Here is a 23,313-nt window from a genome sequence, read left to right as displayed (position 1 = left end):
AATCGGACCGCGCTAGGGCCCTGCGTGAGCTGGCGAAACAGCTGCCGGAGGAGCTGCTGCCGGAGGCGCTGGAAGTGACGCGACAAATTAGCTCTGAATCGGACCGCGCTAGGGCCTTGAGTGAGCTGGCGAAACAGCTGCCGCAGCTACTGGCGGAGGCACTGGAGGTGACACAACGGATTAATTCTGAATTAGTCCGCGCTGGGGCCTTGCGTGAGCTGGCGCGGCATCTGCTGCCGGAGCATTTACCAGAAGTGCTGGAGGTAACACGACAGATTGGCTCTGAATGGCATCGCGCCAACGTACTCAGGGTTCTGGCGAAACAGCTGCCGGAGGAGCTGCTGTTGGAGCTGCTGGAGATGACGCGACAGATTAGCTCTGAATCGAACCGCGCCATTGCTCTGAGTGAGTTGGCGCAGCATCTGCCGCCGGAGCTGCTGCAAGATGCTTTCAACTTAATAAGACTGTTTGAAGATAATTACCACAGTGCTTCAGCCTGGCAAGGCTTTCTATCGCGATTAGAAGAACTGCAAGTTAATGTGGCTGGCTTTGCGAAAGGATTGGACACCTTGGCGCATAAAGACCGTAAAGATTTCCTCCGCAGTTTGCCACACTTTGCGGACACGCTCACTCGATTGGGGGGGAAGAATACGCTAATGTTATGCCTCGAGGCGATGCGAGAGGTTTGTGCCCAATGGCCTTAAATGCATTAAAGCTGTGGATTGAATAGTTGCCTGCGCGCGCAGCTATTCAGATAATACAAAGGAGCTAAATAGCCCCAAATTGTAGCTTCGCTACTTTGGGGTCAATAAAGAGACGTGACCAGCACAAAATTTCTAAATGTAATTGCTCAACTGGGTTGACGGGTACCGGGTAATGAGCAAGGGCGCAGGCTATCAAACTTGCTCTATCTCTGCGATCGCCTCCAGCAATCGTTTTTAGGCAAACGCATATCCTGCCCCCTCCGCGCCGATAAATTTTCCTATCCCTCAGCCCTCAGCTTTTCCGGATTGAGCTGAAATTGAATCGTTGCTAACTTCTTTTTCCCTGGCAGCTCCCGTGCTCCTAGGATGTAACCCTCATTGCTCAACTCCTCCACCGTGCGCCAAAAAATTTGGTTGTTGCGAGAGATGTTACTGCCCAATAGGTCCAGATTCTTAAATAGGTACCGCTTTGAAATACTGAGGTATTGACCATCCTCAGGCCGATCCCACTTCATCCGACTAGCCAGGTAGATGAGCAGTTTGGTCTTGTAGTCGTGCTTGGCACTACCTCCTAACCGCTGACGGATATCGAGGCTATCGGCAAAGAGTACGTAGTCTCCGTTCCGAGCCGGGCCGTCAAAGAACTCCAGGGAGATGGTATAAGCATCGGCCAGTTCATACGTGTAGTCGGCGGCTTTGGCCAGGTCAAAGTCTCGGGGCACGTTATCAATTTCATAATCCCTGATTCGCAGAACGCTTTTGATGGTGACCTTAGCCCCCAGGTTGTCGCCCTTGCGAAGCGACTGAGCAAACACCAGTTCAGTGCGGTGCAGAGCCACCAGGTCTCGATGGAGTTGAGATCTGAGTTTCGAGGCAAACCCCCCATCCCTGGTTTTGGTGTAGCCTAAGGCCTCCAGTAAATTATTAGAGCGGAACGACACCAGCGGCCCCTGCTCCTGTTGGGCCGCTAGACGGTACAAATGCAGCACGATGGAAACCTGACGCGGGTTGAGGAAGGTGAGCAGGGCGGCCAGCAATCGCTCGATGCGGCGGTCTTGAATCTTCTCTAACCCCTTACTGACCCCCATACCAATACAGGATTCAATGTCCAGGCTGGCATATTGGGCCTGCACCTCTTCCCACTCTTCAACAGTTAAGTCTTCAAGGGAGACGCGGCGAGTAACGGCTACTTCCGTGGAGTCTATCGAATCAGCCTCCACGCGCATTTCAAGGTAGTAGCCGTCGCCATCTGACCGCAGAATAGGCAACTGCACATCTGGATTTTTTACCGATGCTCCAGCCCGTGGCAACACCATGAGCAGCTGCCCATCGACCGGGAATGTGTCTGATTCAGTTGTTAGCGTCTCAGGGGTACTCACGGCGAATTCTCATCTTCTCAAGCACGGTATTGAGCCACATTTTAGGGAAAGAACCGCTGGTAAAAACACTCTGTAACGTTTGTAGGCAAAGCTTTTTGAGCTACCTGTAACTTTGGCGTATGATTTTTGCCTCTCCGCCTGTAACTTTGGCGTATGGTTTCGCCTGTAACTTTGGCGTATGGTCGTTTTCTGACCTGTAACTTTGGCGTATGGTTTCGCCTGTAACTTTGGCGTATGGTTTTTGGTCGAGACTGTTCCCAAAGCTCTCAGAAGCAAGCTTTTTCAGAGATAACCTGTAACTTTGGCGTATGGTTTCGCCTGTAACTTTGGCGTATGGTCGTTTTCTGACCTGTAACTTTGGCGTATGGTTTCGCCTGTAACTTTGGCGTATGAGTGCCCTGTAACTCTGGCGTATGGGCCTATAGAGGACTGTTGAGAATCAAGATTTTCAGTGCTAACCTTTGGCAGTGTTTCAGCCTGAGAACGTTTGAACTAACTCGCAGGATGTGAAGGAGGTAGTACGACTCATTCAGTAATGACTAGTGCTCAGCTGAACTGAACCATTCAGTCTGAGCCTCGATCAGTATTAAGCGTCCTGACCAGACCCTTGATACACAAAAAGAACCGGCAGCAAATGCCGCCGGCTCTTTAAAGAGCGAAAACCCAAGAGAACCAGTCCTGAGTTACGCCGCTATCGAATACTTGCGGCTATGGTAACACCGGATCTCTCTCGGGGCAATACCCATTGCTCTTTTTAGGAGAGAAGCCCCCATGACCGCATCTACTGGGTGGGGCGAGGAGTCGCATAAGGCTCTCCGTTCCGAACCCCTCCCCGCCGACCCCACCGGCCAGCGGCTGTGTGAAATCTTCGGCCACTACCCGTGGAACTTCATCCGCGCCGACCTGCCGGATGACGCCACCACCAAAGCCGCCTGGACCACCGTCAGCACCTATCCGCTGCGGCCCCGGGTGCTGTGGAACCACTGGCAAGATGCCAACCAACTGATCGGCGTCCGCTTCACCCACGATACCCGCTACGCCCTGCTCGACCTCGATGCTGGCGGCGACTACTGCAGTGCCGAAGGCGTCGCCCAGATTCGCGCTGCCCTAGAGACCATCGGCATCACCCGCACCTTGCTGCTGCGCTCCAGCTGGAACGGGGGCCTGCACCTCTACCTCCCCTTTGCCGAGCTGGTCAACACCTTTAACCTGGCCGTTGCCCTCAAGGAATGCCTCAAAGCCCAGGGGTTCCGGCTCCAGGCCGGGCAGCTTGAAATCTTCCCCAACGTCAAAGCCTACGGCGTTGAGACCTTCATCGAATACATGGGCCACCGACTGCCCCTACAGCCTGGCAGCGGCTCCTGCCTGCTCGACGATGCCCTCAACCCCATCGGCAGCAGCCTGGCTCGCTTCTTCTGGCTCTGGGATGGCGCTGCCAGCCATCAGGACATGGACACTCTGCGTCATGCCATGAAACTTGGCCGGGATAACCACCGCAAGCGACCCAAGCGCCGCCACCACCCCGTCGACAGTTGGCGACACGACCTCGACCTCGAAATCACCGAAGGCTGGACTGCCCACGGCCAGACCAACCACCTACTCAAAACCATCGCCTGTTATGGCCGCGTCTTTGAAGGCCACGAGGGCCAATCCCTGATTGACTACACCCTGCGCATCGCCCTCCACTGCCCCGGCTACGAGCAGTACTGCCGCCACCAGCACGACATCGAGCGCAAAGTCACCGCCTGGGCCAGAGCCGTCGAAGGCTACTACTGGCCCCTGGGCAGCACCCCCACCCGCGACACCCGCCACCCCAAGAACACCCTGGTGCCCTTCAACCAACGGCAGTCTGAAGATGCCCAGCACCGCATCCGTACCGCCTACACCGAGCTAGAGCAGGCTGGAGAGCTGCCTGAGCAGATTACGGCCAGGGCCAAAGCGATCGCCCAAGTGGCCAAAGTCAGCCAGCAGACCCTCTACAAGCACCTCAGCCTCTGGCACCCCGAGCACCGAGAGGGTGTAATAGAGCCAGTAGCAGGCTTTCTAGCCCTTGAGGAGGCGAGTTCTGAAGCGATCCCAAAATCGCTAGAACCCTTTGAAGTCAAAGAATTACACCCCTTGGAGAGAAATATGAAGAGTTGGGCGCGCTGCGCCGGTGATTTGGGGTCGGATCGAACCTCTTTTTCTCCGGAAAGGGGGGTGCGGGGGGATGGCCCTGCTTTTCCACAAGATGCCGAGCCTGCGGTTTATGACCCAGCTTTGCATGAGCAGATTCAGCACGAGATTAGGAGCCTGGGGTGGTCTGGCGAGGTGATTTGCCAGTTCATTGCCGACCGATTTGAGGGCAAACGCTGGTCTGAGCTGACGGAAGATGAGCGGTTGCTACTGCTCTATCACCTGCGTGTGCTTGATTCTCTCAATGCAGGTGAGCCTGTTGGGATGACTAATCGGGACTCCTCACCCACTAACCAATAGCTTCTTATTCAAGCAGCAGGGGTATGGGTAAAGGCACAGGATTTTACGGCTCATTTGGCTGATTGTCTCCCAGCTCTTGCACAGTGGCGGTGCAGCTCCTGAGTCAACTTCGTCTCGCTATTCTAGCCGTGAGACGCAGAAGGGAGGCGCAAACGAATCCGATGAGCACGAACGGCCAGGCGCTGGCCTATGCTGGGCTGGAGGGGCTAGAGATTAGCACCCACAGCTTTAGTCGCACGGCGCTAACGAATTTGAGTAATGCGGGTGTGCCCCTGCGGGTGATTCAGGAAATTAGCGACTACCGGAGCTTGGCCAGTTTGCAGCGGTATCTGGAGGTGAGCCCTGAGCAGAAGAAGGCGATCGCGGGCTTAAACTATCTGGAGTTTATGGATCGTTTTGAGCGTTTGGTCTCAAGCTGAAATAGGCCAATACATATGCTGAGCCACAGAAAACCGATGCTGTATCCTGCCACTACATCTGTAGGCCAGTGAACACCCAGATAAATGCGACTGAAACCAATACTGCCAATCAGCAAAGTGGCAATACCGTAAATCAACCACTTGTGTGATTGAAACCGTTGCACCAGTAGGTAAGCCGAAAAACCATAGAGCACCATTGAGCCAAGGGCGTGACCACTCGGAAAGCTGTAGGAAGTTTCGGTGATCAAGTGTGACCATAGCGCAGGCCGTTCCTTTCCAAAAAGCAGCTTGAAGCTTGTACTCAGCACCGCCCCACCAATACAGGTAATGGCGAAGATGGCTGCAATCTGCCAGCGCCAGCGCCACCACAGCCAGACCACGCCAATGCAGGTGAGAGGCACCACGATGTGCGGATCTCCCAACCGGGTCACGGTCAACATAACCCGATCGATGACTGGATTAGCAAATTGGTTAATCCAGAGCAGAATAGTTTCGTCAAAGGCAAAGGCTTCCTGTTCCAGCACTTCTTCAGCTAAATTAGCCAAGCCGAACAGCAAGAGCAGACAAACTCCGAGCCAGATGACGCCAACGGTTGTGACAAACGACATTTGGCGGGGGTTTACCTCATGCATCCATAGTCTGGCCAGTTTTTTTAAGGTTTCTTGCATCAGTGGATTGCTCCAGGCAACGTAGTCAGATCCTAGGGGGGCTTGCCGATACCTAAATGAGCTGCTTAATCAGGTTAAGGATCCTGAAATATATGCGATTACCTTCCCACTGTTAATGGATAAAGGAGCATCCACCCAAAGAGAGCTTTTGCTTCAAGACGGTGATCAAATAACGAGTGGAGAAAGGCTTGATGAAAATATTTTCTGGGGGTGCAAATGTGCGCAGATCGTGGTTGCCGACCTGATAGTCCTCCGCGAGGAGAATCAGGGGAAGTTGTCGCTGCTGAATGATTGACACTAGGGATGAAGTATCGGCTTGAAAGAAGTCAGCATCGACCAGTACCAAATCAGTATGAACTTGCCCAATAGCATCAATGACAGCGCTGTAGTTGATTGCAAAAGAAGTGGTCCAGCCCTGGAGCTGCAGCCCTTTTTCTAGTAAGGCAGCCAGGCGAAGCCGGTTGGCAGTCACTAAAACGCGGACCATAGTCAGTGGAAGGTATAGGGCAATGCTTAGTTCAGGTTTGGTGTACCAAAGGGCGGAACGGCAGATGTTCCCTCCTGGGAGGGGACTTTGCGGCAAACTCTTGACTAGCTAGTCGTCCACAATGGTGGTGGTTTCGCCACCGGCGGGAGTCAACGTCAGGGCTTCAAATTCGTCTTCGTCGTAATAGCCGGTCACGGTGACAGTTGTGCCTACAGCGAGATTCGACTCTTGAATAGCGGCCGTTTCTGCCTCGACCTCAATCTGTCCGGTGCCATCATTTAGCAGGAAGTCATCGTCGTCTGTGAGGCGCACCACTTGCCCAGAGAGGGTGACGGTGTTGGCGCTACGCAGGTCTTGAATGGTGGATTGGCTCATGCCGGGAACGGCCAGGGCGGTCAGAGTAACCGCTGCTATACCCGCGCCGATTAATACGGTTTTCATGGTGAATTACCTCCAGGACTGGGTGACCATGAAGAGCACGAACGCCGCAGAATCAGAGCTGTGGGCTCTGCCCACCTTGCGAAATACCCAAAGGTTCAGCACTCTGAAAAGGCTGACCTCAGCGGCGTTCGTGCCTATCGTTGATTGGTTATCCTCCATGCTGCAGTGCAAAAGTAACATGAAGGTTTCAATCGGGCATAGGAGTTGCCAATGGTAGCCGAATCTGGAACTGTGACCCCTGCTGCATCTGGCTGGTGGCTTTGATTTGCCCGCCATGCAGCTCGACAATCTGGCGTGAGATCGCCAGGCCCAGGCCGACACCTCCCGCCTGCCGAGAGCGTTCTTTATCAACCCGGTAGAACCGTTCAAAGATGTGGGGCAGGTTTTCGGCAGGAATGCCGCTACCCGAATCTTCTACCCGAATGCAAACCCAGCGCGGTTGGAGCTGGCCGATTAACCGAATGGAGCCTCCTGCTGGGGTATAGCGGCAGGCATTGTCCAGTAGATTGGCGATCGCCTGACGCAGCAGTCCCGGTTCTCCCTGCACCAGGGCCGTTCCTTCGGGTAGGGAGACCTCAAAGTGGAGTTCCTGCGCAGCTATGCTGGAGGTATAGTCTGCTGCAATGGAGGCCAGCAGAACCACCATATCTGTCGGCTGAAAGGCCTCTGGGGGTAGCTGACCCTGATGCCGCGCCAGAAACAGCAGATGCCCTACCAGGGTGCTCATAGACTCCCCCGCTTCGGAAATGGTTTTCAAGCAGTCGGCCTGTTCTGCCGGGGAGGTTGGTTTCATCAGGCCCAGCTGGGCGTTGCTAATAATCGCCGCCAGAGGTGCCCGCAGCTCATGGGAGGCATCGGCAGTGAACTGCTGTAGCTGCTGGTAGGCCAGGCGAATTGGCTGCGTGGCTCTACCCCCCAGTAGCCAACCCGCAAAGGCAATGGTAGCCAGGGCAACGGGCAGGCCGAGTCCTAAAAACAGGCGCAGTTGCTGTAGGGGAAGGGTTACCGGGTTCAGGGATGCCGCCACCTGCAGGTAGCCCAGCATTTGCCCATCCCGATAGACAGGCAACGTCAACTGACGCAGATTGTTTGCGGAGACAGACCCGTGATCGTGAAGGGTCTGAAACCCCAATTCAGCATCCAGGGTGGGGGCGGGGATGTCTCCCATAAACTGCAGCAGGGCTTTTTCTGGGGTGTACCAGCGGGCAAAGATAATGTTGGTGTCGAGCTTGATGGCGTCGCTACCCAGGATGGGCGCGTCTTCCAGGTCAATGCGGCGTTGGTTACCGTAGGTAACTTCTTCAACCCCGGAGGCGATTACCTGACTGCTGTTGTACAGAGCCTGGTCGAAGAAGTAGAGGCGTCCCCGCGCTTCCCACAGGTACAGCACCCCGGCAAACACCACCAGAATGCTGCCCATGGAGAGGGTAAACCACCGGGCCAGGTTTAAGCGGCTCTGCTCAAACATTAAGACTGGGGCTCCGTTTCGGAAGGGGTCAGGCGATAGCCCATGCCGTAGACGGTCTGCAACCAGTCTTCTGCGCCCAAGGTTTGGAGGCGCTGCCGCAATCGATGCACCAGAATGGCGACGGCCTTGCTTTCGGGCTGCATGTCCCATTCCCAGAGGGCCTGCTCGATCTGGTCGCGGGTCAGCACCTGGCGGGGGTGGCGCAGCAGGTATTCCATCAGCTGAAACTCGCGTCCTGAAAGCTGCACGATCGCATCCTGGCGCTGTAGCTGCAGGGTACTTAAGTCTAGGGCTAAGTCTCCCAGGGAGAGCCGATCGCCTAGCCACAGGGGCGATCGCCGCCCCAGCGCCCGCACTCGCGCCAAAAACTCCATCAGGTTCACAGGCTTAACCAAATAATCATCTGCTCCGGCGTTGAGTCCAGCCACTTTATCGAGAATGGTGTCTTTTGCGGTCAAAAACAGAACCGGAGCCGTTTTGCCAGACTGTCTGTAGTGCTGGCACAGCTCTAACCCGCTGGTGCGGGGCAGCATCCAGTCGAGCACCAGCAGGTCGTAGGCGCGATCGCCCATCAGTCCCTGAGCAACATCGCCATCCAGTACCGCATCAACCCCATGCCCGGCTTTGATCAACGCCTGCTGGAGCGGCTTCAGCTGAGCCGGATCATCCTCGACTAAGAGAACTTTCATGGTGGGTGAGATCCCCTGGAGGCGAACGTATACTCACCTTATAGGGTTTCTTTGTGGGTAGATGGGTAGATGGGTGGGCAGGGGAATGGGTGGATGGGTGGATGGGTATGAGGCGTTGCAATAGTCCTGCAGGGGTGGTTTGAGATCAGACCGTACGAAATCCGCATTGAGAAACCCTGATTCAAAACAGGGATCTCGTAGGGGCATTGCACTGCAATGCCCCTACAAACCGGGTGTAACCCAATAGGATTTGGTATCGGTAGGGTAAATGCCAAAAGCCTTGCTCTACTGTGGGGTGGGCAGTGCCCACTGGCCTTAGTTCAGTGACATTCGGTATAGGGGGGTAACGCTATGCAAGTGAGACGCGCGCTCAAACTCAGCCTGGGCTTTGGCCTGCCGATGGTGCTGATGGGGGCGGTGTTTTGGGCGGGTAGCGGTTGGCTAACCGGGCGAGTGTTAGGTCAGAGTGATTTCGATGTGGCCCAGATTGATACCACCGGAGCCGAGGCGGTTAGCGTTGCTTTTGCGGTGCGGGTGCTGTCCATTGATGCAGAAATCGATCGCAATTCTCAAGTCACGGAAGTGACGGTGCAAACGGGGGGCTCTTCCCTACAGGAAATGGAGTTTGAGTATCCGCTGGCAGATTATGCTGAGGTGGAAAATGCGATCGCGGAGGATTTAAGCATTACGTCTGAGCAGGTTCGTCGCTTGATACGCTACCGCATTAATTAATCGGTTTTAAGCAGGAAGTTGATTTATATCTGCTATACGAAAGGAAATGTTAATGCACTAAAACCGGATGATTTAACCTGCTTCGGCCATTTCGAATTCTTTTTTTATTCGCTTTCGTAGAGTTCTTATAGCAAACCTTCAAAAACGAACCAGCAATTTTTAGAATTGGCCCATACCCGCAGTCTTGTCTAGTATCTAGTGCTGATGTTTTTTCCTACACTGCCCCAAGGCATCCCTTGCCCGTTGCAGAAAGTTGGAACCGCTGTAGCCGCCGTCGACCCAGACCAGATAGGCTCGCCGGTTCACCCATCCGATGGGGCTTTTGCAGTGTCTGTTGGCCTCCAGTTCTCTCAGGAACGCTAGCGGCGGTGACCACAACTTGTGAGTCGGATGTAGTATCACCTATATTTCTGCCCAGAGTTGATGAAGAGCGATTTGCTGACAATTTGTCAAATTCTCAGAGCATTTTTAGCCCTGCCGAGTTAGATATCCCATGAAAAAATCGCCTCAGGGTCTGAGTAGACTAATTAGCAGCGCCACAAGGGAAATGGCTAGGCAGGCCCCTAGGCTAAGGTAGCTAAACCAGATAGTTTGATTGGCCTTGCGCTGGGCTGCGGCTAGCATGCGGTTAGCCTGATTTTTAGCTTCTAGCTCCAAGCGCACCATTTTGACATCCCACTCTTGGCTGGCAGAAAGGTAGCGGTAGTCGAGATCACTAAGGCTTTTGTGAGCCGCCCACTGCAGGGCATCTTGCAAGGCCTGCCCCATGAGCAGACGCGAATCATCTTGACCCTTAGAGGCGACCCAGGCTTGCAGCATGACCGCGTAGGGTCGCTGCTGAGCGAGGCACTGGTTGACCCAAGCGAGGTTGAAGACTTCGGCGTAGATCAAGTTGGCGATTTGGAGGTGACCGTTGTAGGCGATCGCAATACCCGACAGCTTCAGCTCAGCCTGATCTGGACTGCCGTCAGCAGGAACAGTACCGACAGTCAGAATCCGCTGGTACAGGCTGAGCAAACGGCCCGATCGCAGCTTGTCGGCCAGGAGGCGATCGCGAATGGTGCGCAGGTGTTCGGGGTCATCCTGGACTTCCCAATGGTGCAGGAGGTGCGATCGCACCAAGGCCTCGACCCGCGCTCCCTCGACCCCAGCCACCAGCGTGTTGTCCCGATGGGCTATCTGAATTAGCCCGCAGAGTTTTTGGGTCAAAAAGGGCTGTCCCCCAGTCCAGTGCAGCACCGCCGCCAGCACCTGCTCGGGTCGCTCCGCCAAACCCACCAACCCCGCCGCCAAGGGAGTAGCCTCAGCTGGCGTAAACCCCGCCAGGGAAATCGCCCGACCAATGTTAAACGGTGTTTGGTGCGCCTCCGCCACCAGGTCGTGGGGGGTAGCCACCCCAAACAAGGCCCAGTTGAGTCGGCGGTAGGGGGGGTGCTCAGCCCGCTGGTTGTAGCAAAAGCGCACCAGCCCAAAAAAATCCCCTACCCCAAAGCTCAGCCCCTTGACGCTGTCGATTTCGTCTAAAAAAATGAACAGGGGCTGGTTGGGCTGGGTGACGAGTAGGACGGTTTCGATCCAATGGCTCAGTTTTTGTACGGGCGGCAACGGCCCTAGCCCCTGCCACCAAGTCGGCAAGTCACCCCCCTCGGCCAAGTGAAACCTGCGCCGCAGGTCAAAGGCTAGACCCAGGTACCACTGCTCAGGGGTAATCTGCTGACTCCCAATGCGGGTGAGATCGATCGCCGCACAGCGCCCCATACCTTCGGCCTCTAGTCGCTGGCTAGTGCGCACTCGCAGGCTCGACTTGCCCATCTGCCGCGAGGTCAGCACGTAGCACAGCTCGCCATTAATCAGCGCTTCGTAGAGGGTGCGATCAGCCTCTCGCTCTATATAAGTAGGATCATCGGCGGCGAGGCTGCCCCCCACCCGGTACTCAACCATAGGTCGAACTCAGGGAAGGGGGCAAAAATGCCAAAAAATACTGCCGATAGAGTTCACAACTGGGGGTAGCCAGGTTTTTGCTTAGGGTAACTAGGCCCAGGCTTTCGAGTCGGTAGGCGGCGATCGGCTCCAGGGTTACAGGCTCCGCCGACTCAATCACGTGGCGAAAGGCCACCTGCAACTCCGGGTGAGGGTACAGAGCGGCCAGCAATTCCCGCAGGTGATCACTGTAAATACCCGATTGGGTGGGGGCTTCTTCGATCAGCTGTTCTAGGCTAAGCCCGCCCTGGGCCAGGGCGTAGAGCGCCAGCCGCACCAGCCCAGGCCGACAGCTCACCACCTGCAGCAGTGACTCTAGCCGCTGAGCACCGCCACTCCCTACAGCCCAGGGCAACTGGTGGCACCAGGCTAAGTCTTGCACCTGGGCCAGGGTAAAGGACGGCAGCCGCAGGGGCAGCCCCACGTTAAAGGGCGACTGGTGCAGCTGCAGCGGCACATACACCTCAGTAGCGTGAGAGAGAATCCAGCGCACGCGGCCCCAGACCTCCATTTCGCGGGCATCTTCGTACCACGATCGCAGCAGCGGCAAAAACTCCGCTGAAATTCTTGGGTACTGAAACAACTCGTTGACTTCATCTAGGGCAATCAGCAGCGGGGTCTCAGCCTGGGGCAAGACATAGTCTTCGAAGTAGGCAGTGCAGCTGACTTTGCTGCCAATATCCCTGTGCCAACGGCGCTCCAGGTCAGGCTCTAGACCCAGCTGATAGCTAACGTTGGCGCAAAACCAGCGTAAAAACAGGTCTAGATCGGCAAAAATCTGGCGATCGGCCCGGTGCAGACTCAGGGTGACGCAGCGCATGTGGTTGGCCTGGCCCTGGGCCACCAGCCGCAGCAGCAGCGAGGTTTTACCCATCTGACGGGGAGCCTTGAGGCGAATTAGGCTGCCCGGTTTGAGCAGTTCTGCCTTAGCTTGAGACTCCAGGGGGGGACGCTCGATGTAAAACTTTGACTGTAGCGGCACTGGCCCATTGGGCAGCTCCCAAGCTGGCGGCGGGTTAGCCTCGGAGAGGTTAGCCAGGGTCGTTGCAGGGTTGCTTTGGCTACGGGCATGGCGCTCTAGCACAGCCCGAATATTGCTTTTAGAGACCTTTTGGTTGAGCGACTCAGACAAGGCCTGCCACAGTCGAAACCCCACGTCGCGAATGTAGCTGTGGTCGTAGCCACAGCTTTCGGCAATTTCTGCATAGGTTTTGCCCTCCCAGACTTGGCTAAAAACAGTCTCTTGCAGGTTGCTGAAGGTGCGGCCTGGCAGCAGTTGATCTAGCAAGGCTAGAGCTTCGTCGGCGCGCATAGCAGGGGGTAAAGACACTGGCGCTATCATAGCGAACCGGCCCAGAGAAACCTCGGTGGAGAAGTCGTTAGGGATTGGTGAGGGGGATGCAGCGGCCGGCCTGGGCCATGCTCCCCGGCGGCGCGTAGGCCCACAGCAACCGAGCATGGATGCCCAGGTAGTCGAGGCCGGAGTGGGCTGGCTGACGGATGGCAAAGGCCGCCTGAAGAGGGATAACCATCCAGGTGGTGCTGCGAATGCTGTCGAGGCTGTTGACTAGCACCAGCAGCGGCGTAATCGCCGCCAGGGTGGTCAGCAGCAGACGATGGCTTAGGCCCAGGACCGCTGGAGAGTCTTGGCCAGCCTGGTCTGCACGGCGGGTCGAAGGGGAGGGCAGGGTGGAATGGGCCATAGCAAAACTTTAGGGATGGGGCAATGGGGCTGGTGGCTCGGAGCAGGCGACTTGGGGCAGGCGGCTTGGGGCAGGCGACTTGGGGCGACTACTCGGGGCGATCGCCGCAGGAGGTCATCATTGGACTCTCTATCCCATAGCGGGTGGGATAGACCCGCTGCTCTGGCAGTGGCCATTGGGCCTTAGCGGGGTGGGCGCTGCGGGCAAAGCCGATTACATCGTTGACCATACGATTCAGCCGCTCGGCCTCCTCCAGGGCTAGGGTTAACCGCTGGCCAGCAATTTGGGGCAGGGGCATACGCTGGCAAAGCCGCAGACCGTTGATGATGACGGTAAGTGGGCTGCGCATGTCATGCACTAGGGCAGCGGTGTTTTCGCCAATTTCTGCCAGGTGGAGCAGATATTGCGGGCTGTGGGCAATGGGCGGCGAGGTGGGCGGGCCATGATGTTCAGAGGGTGGGCCAAGGGTGGGGGCCTGGAGGGGAGGGAAATGGGGGCGTGAGGAAAGGGCAGGGTAGGGGCGTGGATGAGCGGGTGAGTAGGGTTGGTTGGGCATGGGATGGGGAGTAGGGGGTGATGGGGCGGGAAGGGCAGCCCTGGGTGTCTATCCTGAATTTTGACCGTGGGGTATTTAGAGAATAGAGAGGGCATCCCAAATTGCGGTTTGGGTGAAGGCACCGTGGTAGCGCTGGCCGTTGATAAAAAAGGTGGGGGTATCGATCACACCGCTGGCGCGACCGCTGGCGATGTCGGCCTGGATGCGACTGACGAAGCGATCGCCCGTCACCTCCCGCAAGAACTGCCCCACATCTAGCCCTAAATCGACGGCGTACTCGACCAGGTAGCCGCTGCCCAGGGCCTGCTGGTGAGTGTATAGATGGTGGTGCATGGGCCAAAATTTGCCCTGACTGGCGCTGGCTTCGGCAGCTTCGGCGGCGTGCTGGGCATGGGGGTAGACCTCGCTACGGGGAAAATGCCGAAATACAAAGCACATCTGATCGCCCAGGCGCTCTAACAAGTTCATCATCAGTGGATAGGCCGAGCCGCAGTTGGGGCACTGGTAGCCGCCATACTGCACTAAGGTCAGACGAGCGGTGAGCGGCCCCCACAGGTGGTCGCGGGCGCTAACGGGCTGGGTAAGCTCAGGTACAGGGTGCATCATGGCAGGGAGAAACGAGGTTGAATGCTACTGACTCAAACCTTTTTAAATTCCTGAAAGGCTTGTAGGGCGGGCAAAGCTCTACCGATCTCAACCAGCACCCAGCAAAATGATTCTCTGTTAACGCACGTCACCGTCGGGGAAGGCCATAACGCGCCCAGTACCTACGGCAACGACGACATCAAAGGTGGCGCAGTAGGCAAAGGTGGTGTCGGTGGCTTTGTTATAGAGGTTCACCACCATGCCCGCGCCACCGGGCTGCACCGAGATCGGTTCTAGATCGCCAAAAAAGAAGCGGCGGAGCTGGTCGCCGCCGCCAAACTGACCCCGATGCTCTTGCACAAAGGCGACTTGCTGAGGGCCGGTTAGACCGGTGGCATTGGTTTCTTGAGCGCGGGCGGGGTTAACGGCGGCCATAGAGAGCAAGCCCGTGGTGAGAAGAATGGCCATGGCCGTCGATCTACCCTGAAGAAAGAACGCACTTTGAGTTAAAAATAGGTTAAGCTTCATGCGGTTTACTCTTTTCTACGGTGAGAAGTTATCCGTAACTGTAGGGGGTGAGGCGACGACCGTCGCATCTCGTAAGACTAAGATTGCCGCTATCCCTGGGGGTAGCTATAGACCTAGCCAAAAGGTCAGGATGAGCCCTCGCTGCCAAGGTGCAAGAGCTGAGTGTAAAGACTTGGCTAGACACCTAAAGCGGCACAAAAATACTTTTTTATCGCCAGTAACCTATCCATTGGGACAGGTCAAACCCTTGTTAAGAGTCGGGAGGGATAACCCGTCTAGGGTATAGCAACTAGCGATGGCGGGCTTTGTAGAGTAGGGGCGAGTCCCCTATTCAGAAAAAGAGGAAACTTCACCCCCATGAATCTACGTAAAAAAGCCATTTTTTTGGTGGGTTTTCTACTTGCCGTGGTCTTGTCGATCGCATTGACTAGCGTTGCCACTGGACCTAGTGGACTAGCTGAGGCAAACGCTATTCTCACCGCCGCCGCTCAAGAATCGGGGCGACCAGCCTATTCTGAACGCACCGCCGTCGCTTTCAAGCCCAGCGATAATGTGTATGTAAAAAGTGCGCTGGCGGTGGATTTTACCCTGGGCAGCGCTACGGTAACTTTGCCCCTATATCGAGGGCTTTCTCCCCAGGGTGAGTCGGTTTATTACATTTTGACGGAGGCCTCTGATTTTGATGTGGCCAAGACCCTAGGCATTAACTATGCGCCCAAAATGAAGCATGTGATTGGCACGGCGGGTGCTCAACCGGTGACCCTCAGGCAGGGCATTTTGCAGTTCCAAGGCAACATTGATTTTTCGCCAGAATATCGGGTTGAACCCGGTTCTCCCAATCCGTTTCCGCCAGCGGTGGCAACTCCTGGGGCGATCGCCGATGCCCAGTATTCTTCCATGGCCGTGATGCCCAGCGGTGTAGTGCTCAATGCTCAGATCGTCCACAATGCCTCGGGCAGTCACGATCGCCTGGAGGCTGTTGATTTGGAAAAAAGAACCGTCACAATGTCAATTTTGGACGGCTTCCAGGGTGGGCGGCAGTACTTTTATCACCTGGTGACAGATGTATCAGCAGACGTGCCCTCGGTGTTGGAAAAAGGGGTGTTTGCCCCCAAGCTAGCGGAGATTCCGGCCTTTGGCAAATCGCTGCCCTCTGACGCCTCGGCGCTGCTAGGCTTTTCGCCCGTGCTCAACGGCATTAGCGATACCAGCACCGGGCAGCACCAGGGGTTTGTGGCGTCGCTGGCCAACAACGGCATCGACCCGATCAACGTGTTTCCCTACGGCCCCGACAACGACAACCCTCAGCCCGACAATAATTACAGCCCCCTGTGGGATGCCCACGTGAGCATGTGGACGGAGCAGGCGATCGCCGAAAATAAGGTGCGCCGCATCACCTCGCTCGAAGATCTGCAAGGCCTGATCGCCAGCGGCCTAGTCACCGATGCGGTGATCAACCCCGAGGGGCCTGGCAACCCCTGGCTATTTGGCTTGCGCCCCACCCAAGCAACGATCAACTGCCCGGTAATTGCCCATCCGATCCTCTCGAATTAATACCAATCGTCCATGCCGCTAGCGCGGCACCCCCAACGATAAAAACAGCGATAGCCGATCCCTGAGCGAAGTCGTTGGTGTTCGCGAAGCGAGTGCTGGGCACTCAGCCGCCCCAAAGGGGCTAGGGATGGCTATTTATAGAGCAAATCCGAGTCACACAACCCCAATTCGTAATCGGTACCTCGTAGGGAGCATTGCACTGCAATGCCCCTACAAATCGGGGGTATACAGACAGGATTTGGTATAAGTTGAGATATTCGACTGTAAGAGCGGTGGATAATTGAATTACCCACCATTAGCTCCCAAGCTCCTTTTGCTAAAGGGAGTTTGGGAGCTAATAGCAGTTTTTAAAACTGAAGCGGCAAGTTTTTTGCTAGGCACAAAAGCCTTTGTTTCGGCTTAATACAACCAGCCTGTCGAGGGTCTCGTCGATTGCTACAGCCGGGCCAGCCCGCGCTTGAGGGCAATGGTAACGGCCTGGGTGCGATCGCCCGCGCCGAGCTTATCTAAAATGTTGCGAATGTGAAACTTCACCGTACCCTCGGCCACGCAGAGCGCCTCGCTGATGTCGCGGTTGGTGTTGCCCTGCACCAGCAGCTGCAGCACCTCTAGCTCGCGATCGGTTAGCTCTGAGCTTTGAAAGCGATCGGTCAGCTTTTGGGCCACCTGCGACATGATATATTTTTGCCCGCCGTGCACCTGGCGAATGGCGGTAAACAGCTCCTCGCAGGGCGCATCCTTGAGCAAATAGCCCTTGGCCCCGGCCCGCAGAGCGCGATAGATATCTTCGTCGCCGTCGTAAGTGGTGAGAATGATGATGCGGGCCTCGGGCCACTCGTTGCAGATCATGGCCACAGCGTCGGCCCCCTCCAGGCAGGGCATCCGTAGATCCATCAAAATCACGTCGGGCTGGTGGGTGCGCACTTGGGCCACAGCTGCCTGACCATCAGCGGCCATCGCCACGACTTGCAAATCGGTCTGGCGCTCTAGCAGGGCCGATAGCCCCTCCCGCAGGGCGGGGTGGTCGTCGGCAATCAGTACGCGGATCGGGGTCTGCGATCGCTGGCCCTGGCCTGGGTTTTCAGACGGCATCACCACGGGTTTGCCCTCCAGTTAAGTTCAATAGAACGCGAATTTGAGTGCCCTGATTGTGGTCGCTGCAAATTGTCAAATAGCCGCCGATCCGCTCGGCCCGCTGCTGCATGCTAATTAAGCCAAACCCTTTCAGGGCCGTAGACGGCGTCAGGGTAAAGCCAGTGCCGTCATCCCCCACTAGCAGGCGCAGGGCCGTAGGTTGGTAGGTGAGCTGCACCGACAGGGTACGGGCCTGGGCGTGTTTGCAGCTGTTGTTCACCGCCTCCTGGGCAATGCGAAACAGCTCCAGTTCGGTGGCTTCAGGTAGGGCAAAGGGGTCGCCCGTGACACGAAACCGGGGCGTGACGGCGGTGCCCTCAGTCATGCGCTGTAGGTAGTCGGCCAGGGCTTCGGCCAGGGTGCGATTCATCAGGGCGGGGGGGCGCAGGGCCTGCACCGATCGCCGGGTGTCGCTCAGCCCTTCGCGGGCCAGGTCGCAGGCTCGCTCAATATTGGCCTGGGCGTCGGCCAGCGAGCCAGCGGGCTCAGCCAGCGCCAGCGAGGCCGTCTGCAGGCGCATCAAAATGCTGGTAAAGAGCTGGGCCAGGGTGTCGTGAATGTCGCGGGCCATGCGGTTGCGCTCTTCCATGATGGCCGCCGACTGGGCTACCTCGGCCAGGCGGGTGAGCTCCAGGGCCAGCACCGCCTGGTTGCCCAGGGCAAAGGCCAGCTCAGCTTCTTCGGGCATAAACACCCGTCGATACTGAAACCGCATCACCAGAATGCCCCGCAGATCGTCGCCCAAAAATAGCGGAATTTTGAGCGCCGCCTGAATGCCCCGCTGCTCAAAGTAGTCGCGAAAGTGCTCGTACACGGGCTGGGTAGCAAAGTCTTCGGGGTAGTCGCTGATAATTTCCCGCTTGCGGAGTCGGGTGAGCACGTCCTGGTTGCGAATTTTGCGGGCGATCGCCATCGTTGCGCCGGGGTGGGCGATCGACCCCTCGTGCTTAATCTCACCATCTTCGTAGGAGACAAACAGGCAAAACAGTCCGTTTTCGTAGCGCCAGAGCCCCGCTTCTGAGGCCATAAAGCGATCGGTGCAGACCATCAGCAGATGGCCCAAAAAATTCTTTAGGTCGGGCTCGTTGGCCAGCTTGCTAAGGGAGGCCTGCAAGACCTGGTTGGCCTGGGCCAAATCCACGGTTGGCTTTTGGGTCACAGTTGCGGGCTGAGTAGGGCTAAAGGCGTTGCGCACATGCTGTAGAGCGTTGAGCAGGCTGGTATTCCACATGGTCAAGTCATTTGACGTTTAATCAGCTGGCTAAACAGGCCGGGCTGCCCCGCCAGCTGCTCAAAACTGCCCTGCTGTACCAGGCGACCCGTTTCTAGTACATAAATGCGATCGGCGTGGCGAATAGTGCTGAGGCGGTGGGCAATTACCACCCGCGTCACCTTGAGCTGGTTCAGGCTGTCGGTGACGATCGCCTGGGTGCGGTTATCCAGGGCGCTGGTAGCCTCATCCATCAGCATGATTTTGGGCTTCACCGCCAGGGCGCGGGCGATCAGCAGGCGCTGGCGCTGGCCCCCCGACAGGTTGCTGCCCCCTTCGCTGACCACCGTGTGCATCTGCATCGGCATGGCCCGCAGATCGGCGGCCAGCCCGGCCTGTTCGGCGGCAGCCCAGGCGTCGTCGAGGGAAATTAGCGCCCCCCCAGCCAAGTTCTCAAAAATAGATCCGGCGCTGAGGCGGCTGGTTTGCAGCACCACGCCGCACTGGCGGCGCACCGCCACCACATCCAGCCCTGCCAAGGCCTGACCATCGTAGTAGATGCCGCCCGCCTGGGGCGTATCAAACCCCAGCAGCAGGCGCATGGCAGTCGATTTACCTGAGCCCGACGGCCCCACCAGGGCAATGAACTCCCCCGGCTGGGCCGCAAAACTAACGTCGTCAAGAATCACCGGCCCCTCGTCGCTGTAGCGAAAGGTGGCGCGATCGATCGACAGCGCCCCGGTCAGCTGACCCGGATCGGCCTTGGTCAACGTTACCTCGGGCTCGGCCAGCAAGATGGGGCTGGCCCGCTGCCACAGCGGCACAATATCCAGCAAGTTGACCAGGGTATCGCTGAGGCTGGTGGCTCCGGCGATAAAGGTGCCAAAGGCCACCGAAAAGGCCAGAAATGTGCCGGTGGAAAGGTTCGCCTCTTCGCTGCCCAGCATCTGGCTGCTCAGCCAGAACAGAATCACCGTAGTCAGAACCGGCAGCACGGTGTTGAACACCGCCACCCCATCCTCGAGCTGCTGGGTGCTGAGGGTGAGGCGCAGCTGCTGGCCGTAGCGCTGACCCCAGGCGGCAAAGGCCCGCTCCTCGGCCCCGGCCATGCGCAGCTTGGCCATGCCGTTGATCAGCTGCACCACCAGCCCGTAGAGCTGCCCCTGAAGTTCGAGCAGCGGTCGGTAGCGCCGCACCAGCACCAGGCCCGAGGCCACCGTAACGGCCATCACCACCAGGCCCACCCCCACCGCCACCGCCGCCAGCGTTGGGCTGTAATAAATCAGCAGGCCCAGATTCAGCAGCGAAAAGACTCCGGCAAATAGCCCCTGCAACGCCGAGCCGCTGAGCTTGCGGCGAATGGCGCTGATGCTCGACACCCGCGAGGCCAGGTCGCCCGTGGGGTACTGCCGAAAAAAGCTGGTCTTGAGCTTTAGCAGGCGATCCCAGACGGCGGCCTGCAGGTGGGCGTCGGCTCCAGTCTCGACCCGCAGGGTGGCGATCGCCTGCGCCAGCTGAAAGCTCGCTGCGCCAAAGGCCGCCGCCAGCAGGCCCAGCCCAATTTGCCAGAGCAGAGCGCGATCGCCGTAGGGCACCACCGTATCGACCAGCACCGCCGTGGCCTGGGGCACCACCATGCCAATCAGCGTGGCGGCAACGCCCGTCAGGCCAATCATGAGCCAGTCGCGCTCCTGACCGCGAAAGGCAAAGCGCAGCAGCGACAGGGCGCTGAGGTCTCCCGTGGGGAGGGGGCGGTAGAAGACGAAGGCGACGGGGTCGAGGTGGCGGGCTAGGTCGGGGGTGAGGGGGGTGTGGGTGGGCGGGTGGGCGGGTGGGCGGGTAGGTGGGTGGGTGGGTGAGAGCAGGCTGAGGGGAAGGCCGGTGGGGGCGTAGAGTTGGTAGCGGCTGCCGGACAGGGGGAGCAGGGCGACGGGGATGCGGTCTTGGCGGGTGTAGGCAACCAGGGGGCCACTGTCCTGGGTCCACCACTGGCCCCGCAGCAAGACGCGGCGAAGGCGAAGTTGGGAGGCGCGGGCGATCGCATCTAGGGGCTCTTGGTGGCGGCCCGTGTGCTCTGAGGGGGCCGGGGGTTGAATGCTGACTCCCAGGGTTTTGCCGACGGCCCCGGCGGCGGCCAGCAGCGGAGATTCGGTGGAGTCAACCGCATCGCCGTCTAGAACCCCGGCCAGGCTGTGAACGACGTTTTGAGTCACCATCTGGTTGAGCTGCTGCCGCTGCTGAAACCGCTTTAAGCCCAGCCGCTGGTGGCGAGCATCAACCTGCTCTAGGGTGCTAAAGCAGTAGCGATGCAGCTGCGCCAGGCCACGAATCAAGACTTTGCGGGTCTTGACCTCAGCGGTGGGGCGGGCAAAAAACTCGATGTGGTCCTGGGCCTGCATATAGGTGCCTTTACCGAGGGGAAAGCAGCCCAGCTCAGCGGTAATCGGAAAGGCGGGGTTGCCCATCCAGGTGGCGGTACCCTGCTGCATGCGAATCCACAGCACCTGCTGGTCGGGTCGACAGACCTGGCCCCGGGTGAGCGAAATGTAGTGAGTTTCGGGCACCTGACCCGTCTGGGCGGTTCTGGGAAAGCCATCGATGGTGCCCCAATGGTGAATCCAGGGATCAACTAGATCTTTTAGATCTTTTAGGAGTGGAGTGGAGCAACCGGTGTCGTCGGTTTCGCTCAGGGGTAGGGGCGCAATCTCGGCCGGTTCTACGGCGACGGCCATTAGGCCCAGGCCAGTGTGCGGACAAAGGTCGGCCTCAAACAGAGCTTCCCCGGCCTCAACAGTAAACAAAAATCGCCGCTCGCCGCCGGSWNTKKCMGSTNGTNATCGNNGCACCKSRWWGRYCRNNACTSKNTSCCGYCYWKMYCTGMNCMGAWNTGKSTNTSWGYYRGYSWKYRGCWRCGGNCTSRYKMSCSNTSATKGNGCGASGKGGNATRSMTGGNTGRTKKNNAGSANGGGRKWKWGCKRGNGWGSRTGRGGMGTGGATGGGTGGATGGGTAGATGGGTGGATGGGTGGATGGGTAGGTTCGCAGTTAAATCGCTTGGGGCAGCCCCGTATCAAGGTCGCACTACACAATGCGCCGATACCACGTCAGAACGTTGTGCTGCAGTGTCCTACCGCCGCCGTTATTGGAGCGTTGCGGCTCCGAAGGTGGCATTGAAGCGACGGCACCAAATGGCCGCCGACTGATAGTCGTCTAGATTAATATCTGCAGGAATGGCATAACGTTGGATGCCGCTGAAGGATTCAAGCTCTGCCAAAACAACATAGTCGCTCTCCTGTAGCGGAAAAGCCGGGGGTTCTGTTGAGCTAATTACATCGTCTGAGCGATGCAGAACCACGACTAAATCAGGCCCCATTGAGGAGGTTTGAAACGTTTCATCTAACTCCAAAACAAATTGACCACCGTCATCAATAATTCGGGCTCCTCCAGAGGTTTCATGCTCCCCAGAAACAAAACTGCCCGATTTAATAACACTTGGCTCAGCTGCACTGGTCGCTGCTTCTGGCTCTGGAGTACTGGTGCTTTCTTCAGAGGTAGCGATCGCAGTCTCAGCCGTTGAGCTATCCTCAGCTACCTCAGGTTGACCCGGTCCACAAGCCGCCAATAAAACAACGGAAAATCCTAATAATAGAAACCGCTTTAATTGCATTACAACCTCAGACGAACAAGACGTTGCAGCTACTATAAAAACCCCGTCTGAGACAACCCTGAGAACGTTTAAAGACAATGCTGAATGGTCAGCTGTGAGGTGGACCCCATCCACCACCGTCACCAACCTTCCACCGTGGCTGTCTCATCCCCCCTCACTCTGAATTAGCTGCCGGTACAGCCCGCCCTCGGCCCAGAGGCTATCGTGGGTGCCGCGCTGGACCACCTGGCCGCGCTCTAGTACCAAAATTTCGTCGCAGTCGCGGATGGTGCTGAGGCGGTGGGCCACAATGACGCAGGTGCAGCCGCGTCGCCGCAGGTTTTGGTCGATCGCCTGCTCGGTTTCGGTATCCAGGGCGCTGGTGGCCTCATCCAAAATCAAAATGGACGGGTTGCCGACCAGGGCGCGGGCGATCTCAAGCCGCTGGCGCTGACCGCCGCTGAGGTTGGCAGCGCCTTCGAGCAGCGAGGCGCTGTAGCCGTAGGGTAGGGCCAAAATGGTTTCCTCAATGGCGGCATCCTGGGCGGCGCGGCGCAGATCGACCTCGGGTATGGTCGTATCCCACAGGGTGAGATTGTCGCGAATCGAGCCTTCGAAAATCAAAATATCCTGCTCCACCACGGCGATGGAGTTGGTCAGCACCGCTCGCGGAATCTGGGTGCGGGCCAGGCCGTCAAAGCGAATTTCTCCAGCCCGCGGCTCGTACAGCCCGGCAATGACCTTGGCCACCGTCGATTTGCCCGAGCCGCTGCCGCCGACCAAGGCCACCCGCTGGCCGGGTTGAATGGTCAGGTTTAACCCTTCAATTAGCGGTGGTTCGAGGGGATGGTAGCCGAAGGCAAGATCGTGGAGGGTGATGGTGCCGGTGAGGCGATGGGGTGGGAGCGTGGGGAGGTGGGAGGGTGGGAGGGTGGGTGCGTGGGTGCGTGGGCGAGG

Annotated in this window: 21 protein-coding genes and 1 pseudogene; 5 read left to right on the top strand and 17 right to left on the bottom strand. The window is 57.7% G+C overall.

Annotated features, from left to right (window positions below; genetic code table 11):
* Positions 1-704, top strand: a pseudogene (locus IQ265_RS27830) (hypothetical protein); the annotation flags it as partial.
* A 278-nt stretch (positions 705-982) separates the two neighbouring features.
* Here the strand turns inward: IQ265_RS27830 and IQ265_RS27825 are convergent.
* The gene (locus IQ265_RS27825; RefSeq protein ID WP_194059350.1) at positions 983-2,020 is read right to left on the bottom strand and encodes a hypothetical protein; all 1,038 of its coding nucleotides are present in this window, start codon (positions 2,018-2,020) and stop codon (positions 983-985) included.
* 834 nt (positions 2,021-2,854) lie between these two features.
* Between IQ265_RS27825 and IQ265_RS27820 the strand changes: the two genes are divergently transcribed.
* Both IQ265_RS27820 and IQ265_RS27815 read left to right on the top strand, forming a co-directional pair.
* A complete protein-coding gene (locus tag IQ265_RS27820) occupies positions 2,855-4,558 on the top strand; it encodes a hypothetical protein (protein ID WP_194059705.1) in 1,704 nt (567 codons plus the stop codon).
* 83 nt (positions 4,559-4,641) lie between these two features.
* Positions 4,642-4,977: a tyrosine-type recombinase/integrase gene (locus IQ265_RS27815; protein ID WP_347405030.1), complete on the top strand. Its 336-nt coding sequence runs from the start codon at positions 4,642-4,644 to the stop codon at positions 4,975-4,977.
* On the opposite strand, the gene IQ265_RS27810 is transcribed toward IQ265_RS27815, so the two are convergent.
* The 5 genes from IQ265_RS27810 to IQ265_RS27790 all read right to left on the bottom strand — a co-directional run bounded on the left by IQ265_RS27810 (position 4,932) and on the right by IQ265_RS27790 (position 8,730).
* The gene (locus IQ265_RS27810; RefSeq protein WP_194059701.1) at positions 4,932-5,645 is read right to left on the bottom strand and encodes a phosphatase PAP2 family protein; all 714 of its coding nucleotides are present in this window, start codon (positions 5,643-5,645) and stop codon (positions 4,932-4,934) included. The genes IQ265_RS27815 and IQ265_RS27810 overlap by 46 nt on opposite strands.
* Before the next feature lie 112 nt (positions 5,646-5,757).
* Positions 5,758-6,132: a hypothetical protein gene (locus IQ265_RS27805; protein ID WP_194059700.1), complete on the bottom strand. Its 375-nt coding sequence runs from the start codon at positions 6,130-6,132 to the stop codon at positions 5,758-5,760.
* 108 nt (positions 6,133-6,240) lie between these two features.
* The gene (locus IQ265_RS27800; protein WP_194059698.1) at positions 6,241-6,573 is read right to left on the bottom strand and encodes a NirD/YgiW/YdeI family stress tolerance protein; all 333 of its coding nucleotides are present in this window, start codon (positions 6,571-6,573) and stop codon (positions 6,241-6,243) included.
* A 187-nt stretch (positions 6,574-6,760) separates the two neighbouring features.
* Entirely contained in the window at positions 6,761-8,041 is a 1,281-nt protein-coding gene (locus tag IQ265_RS27795; RefSeq protein WP_194059696.1) for an ATP-binding protein, read from the bottom strand.
* Positions 8,041-8,730 carry a response regulator transcription factor gene (locus IQ265_RS27790; RefSeq protein WP_194059694.1) on the bottom strand — a complete coding sequence of 230 codons (690 nt, stop codon included), beginning with the start codon at positions 8,728-8,730 and terminating at the stop codon, positions 8,041-8,043. The genes IQ265_RS27795 and IQ265_RS27790 overlap by 1 nt, the downstream gene beginning before the upstream one ends.
* A gap of 351 nt (positions 8,731-9,081) precedes the next feature.
* Here IQ265_RS27790 and IQ265_RS27785 point away from each other — a divergent pair, with 351 nt between their 5' ends.
* Positions 9,082-9,462, top strand: a complete 381-nt coding sequence (locus IQ265_RS27785; RefSeq protein ID WP_194059692.1) for a hypothetical protein — start codon at positions 9,082-9,084, stop codon at positions 9,460-9,462.
* 507 nt (positions 9,463-9,969) lie between these two features.
* On the opposite strand, the gene IQ265_RS27780 is transcribed toward IQ265_RS27785, so the two are convergent.
* The 6 genes from IQ265_RS27780 to IQ265_RS27755 all read right to left on the bottom strand — a co-directional run bounded on the left by IQ265_RS27780 (position 9,970) and on the right by IQ265_RS27755 (position 14,754).
* On the bottom strand, positions 9,970-11,403 hold the full coding sequence (locus IQ265_RS27780) for an AAA-like domain-containing protein (protein WP_194059690.1): 1,434 nt from the start codon (positions 11,401-11,403) through the stop codon (positions 9,970-9,972).
* The gene (locus IQ265_RS27775) at positions 11,396-12,754 is read right to left on the bottom strand and encodes an AAA-like domain-containing protein (protein WP_194059688.1); all 1,359 of its coding nucleotides are present in this window, start codon (positions 12,752-12,754) and stop codon (positions 11,396-11,398) included. Before IQ265_RS27775 ends, IQ265_RS27780 begins: the two co-directional genes overlap by 8 nt.
* A 67-nt stretch (positions 12,755-12,821) precedes the next feature.
* Positions 12,822-13,145, bottom strand: coding sequence for a hypothetical protein (locus IQ265_RS27770; RefSeq protein ID WP_194059686.1), 324 nt, complete (start codon positions 13,143-13,145; stop codon positions 12,822-12,824).
* Between the two features lie 88 nt (positions 13,146-13,233).
* Positions 13,234-13,701 carry a histidine kinase dimerization/phospho-acceptor domain-containing protein gene (locus tag IQ265_RS27765; protein ID WP_194059685.1) on the bottom strand — a complete coding sequence of 156 codons (468 nt, stop codon included), beginning with the start codon at positions 13,699-13,701 and terminating at the stop codon, positions 13,234-13,236.
* Positions 13,702-13,776: 75 nt separating this feature from the next.
* Positions 13,777-14,304 (bottom strand): thioredoxin domain-containing protein, encoded by a 528-nt coding sequence (locus IQ265_RS27760; protein ID WP_228038594.1) that lies wholly within the window; start codon positions 14,302-14,304, stop codon positions 13,777-13,779.
* A 120-nt stretch (positions 14,305-14,424) separates the two neighbouring features.
* Positions 14,425-14,754, bottom strand: coding sequence for a hypothetical protein (locus IQ265_RS27755; RefSeq protein ID WP_194059683.1), 330 nt, complete (start codon positions 14,752-14,754; stop codon positions 14,425-14,427).
* Between the two features lie 417 nt (positions 14,755-15,171).
* Here IQ265_RS27755 and IQ265_RS27750 point away from each other — a divergent pair, with 417 nt between their 5' ends.
* Positions 15,172-16,368 carry a hypothetical protein gene (locus IQ265_RS27750; RefSeq protein ID WP_194059682.1) on the top strand — a complete coding sequence of 399 codons (1,197 nt, stop codon included), beginning with the start codon at positions 15,172-15,174 and terminating at the stop codon, positions 16,366-16,368.
* Between the two features lie 435 nt (positions 16,369-16,803).
* Here IQ265_RS27750 and IQ265_RS27745 read toward each other — a convergent pair whose 3' ends face one another.
* The 5 genes from IQ265_RS27745 to IQ265_RS27725 form a co-directional block, all read right to left on the bottom strand.
* Complete coding sequence (locus tag IQ265_RS27745; RefSeq protein WP_194059707.1) at positions 16,804-17,460, bottom strand: response regulator transcription factor; 657 nt, start codon at positions 17,458-17,460, stop codon at positions 16,804-16,806.
* Positions 17,450-18,733 (bottom strand): GAF domain-containing sensor histidine kinase, encoded by a 1,284-nt coding sequence (locus tag IQ265_RS27740; RefSeq protein WP_194059681.1) that lies wholly within the window; start codon positions 18,731-18,733, stop codon positions 17,450-17,452. Before IQ265_RS27740 ends, IQ265_RS27745 begins: the two co-directional genes overlap by 11 nt.
* Before the next feature lie 2 nt (positions 18,734-18,735).
* A complete protein-coding gene (locus IQ265_RS27735) occupies positions 18,736-21,513 on the bottom strand; it encodes an NHLP bacteriocin export ABC transporter permease/ATPase subunit (protein WP_228038593.1) in 2,778 nt (925 codons plus the stop codon).
* A gap of 336 nt (positions 21,514-21,849) precedes the next feature.
* Positions 21,850-22,377: a DM13 domain-containing protein gene (locus IQ265_RS27730; protein ID WP_194059680.1), complete on the bottom strand. Its 528-nt coding sequence runs from the start codon at positions 22,375-22,377 to the stop codon at positions 21,850-21,852.
* Between the two features lie 144 nt (positions 22,378-22,521).
* The coding region (locus tag IQ265_RS27725; protein WP_228038592.1) for an ATP-binding cassette domain-containing protein at positions 22,522-23,313 on the bottom strand (792 nt) is incomplete at its 5' end.

The organism is Nodosilinea sp. LEGE 06152 (assembly GCF_015207525.1).
GTDB lineage: Bacteria > Cyanobacteriota > Cyanobacteriia > Phormidesmidales > Phormidesmidaceae > Nodosilinea.
This window is presented reverse-complemented; position numbering and strand designations above follow the sequence as displayed.

Coding starts and splice junctions, on each gene's coding strand:
- IQ265_RS27825 (WP_194059350.1), bottom strand. CDS start 2,020: ATGGTGTTGCCACGGGCTGGAGCATCGGTAAAAAATCCAGATGTGCAG.
- IQ265_RS27820 (WP_194059705.1), top strand. CDS start 2,855: ATGACCGCATCTACTGGGTGGGGCGAGGAGTCGCATAAGGCTCTCCGT.
- IQ265_RS27810 (WP_194059701.1), bottom strand. CDS start 5,645: ATGCAAGAAACCTTAAAAAAACTGGCCAGACTATGGATGCATGAGGTA.
- IQ265_RS27805 (WP_194059700.1), bottom strand. CDS start 6,132: ATGGTCCGCGTTTTAGTGACTGCCAACCGGCTTCGCCTGGCTGCCTTA.
- IQ265_RS27800 (WP_194059698.1), bottom strand. CDS start 6,573: ATGAAAACCGTATTAATCGGCGCGGGTATAGCAGCGGTTACTCTGACC.
- IQ265_RS27795 (WP_194059696.1), bottom strand. CDS start 8,041: ATGTTTGAGCAGAGCCGCTTAAACCTGGCCCGGTGGTTTACCCTCTCC.
- IQ265_RS27790 (WP_194059694.1), bottom strand. CDS start 8,730: ATGAAAGTTCTCTTAGTCGAGGATGATCCGGCTCAGCTGAAGCCGCTC.
- IQ265_RS27785 (WP_194059692.1), top strand. CDS start 9,082: ATGCAAGTGAGACGCGCGCTCAAACTCAGCCTGGGCTTTGGCCTGCCG.
- IQ265_RS27780 (WP_194059690.1), bottom strand. CDS start 11,403: ATGGTTGAGTACCGGGTGGGGGGCAGCCTCGCCGCCGATGATCCTACT.
- IQ265_RS27775 (WP_194059688.1), bottom strand. CDS start 12,754: ATGCGCGCCGACGAAGCTCTAGCCTTGCTAGATCAACTGCTGCCAGGC.
- IQ265_RS27770 (WP_194059686.1), bottom strand. CDS start 13,145: ATGGCCCATTCCACCCTGCCCTCCCCTTCGACCCGCCGTGCAGACCAG.
- IQ265_RS27765 (WP_194059685.1), bottom strand. CDS start 13,701: ATGCCCAACCAACCCTACTCACCCGCTCATCCACGCCCCTACCCTGCC.
- IQ265_RS27760 (WP_228038594.1), bottom strand. CDS start 14,304: ATGCACCCTGTACCTGAGCTTACCCAGCCCGTTAGCGCCCGCGACCAC.
- IQ265_RS27755 (WP_194059683.1), bottom strand. CDS start 14,754: ATGGCCATTCTTCTCACCACGGGCTTGCTCTCTATGGCCGCCGTTAAC.
- IQ265_RS27750 (WP_194059682.1), top strand. CDS start 15,172: ATGAATCTACGTAAAAAAGCCATTTTTTTGGTGGGTTTTCTACTTGCC.
- IQ265_RS27745 (WP_194059707.1), bottom strand. CDS start 17,460: ATGCCGTCTGAAAACCCAGGCCAGGGCCAGCGATCGCAGACCCCGATC.
- IQ265_RS27740 (WP_194059681.1), bottom strand. CDS start 18,733: ATGTGGAATACCAGCCTGCTCAACGCTCTACAGCATGTGCGCAACGCC.
- IQ265_RS27730 (WP_194059680.1), bottom strand. CDS start 22,377: ATGCAATTAAAGCGGTTTCTATTATTAGGATTTTCCGTTGTTTTATTG.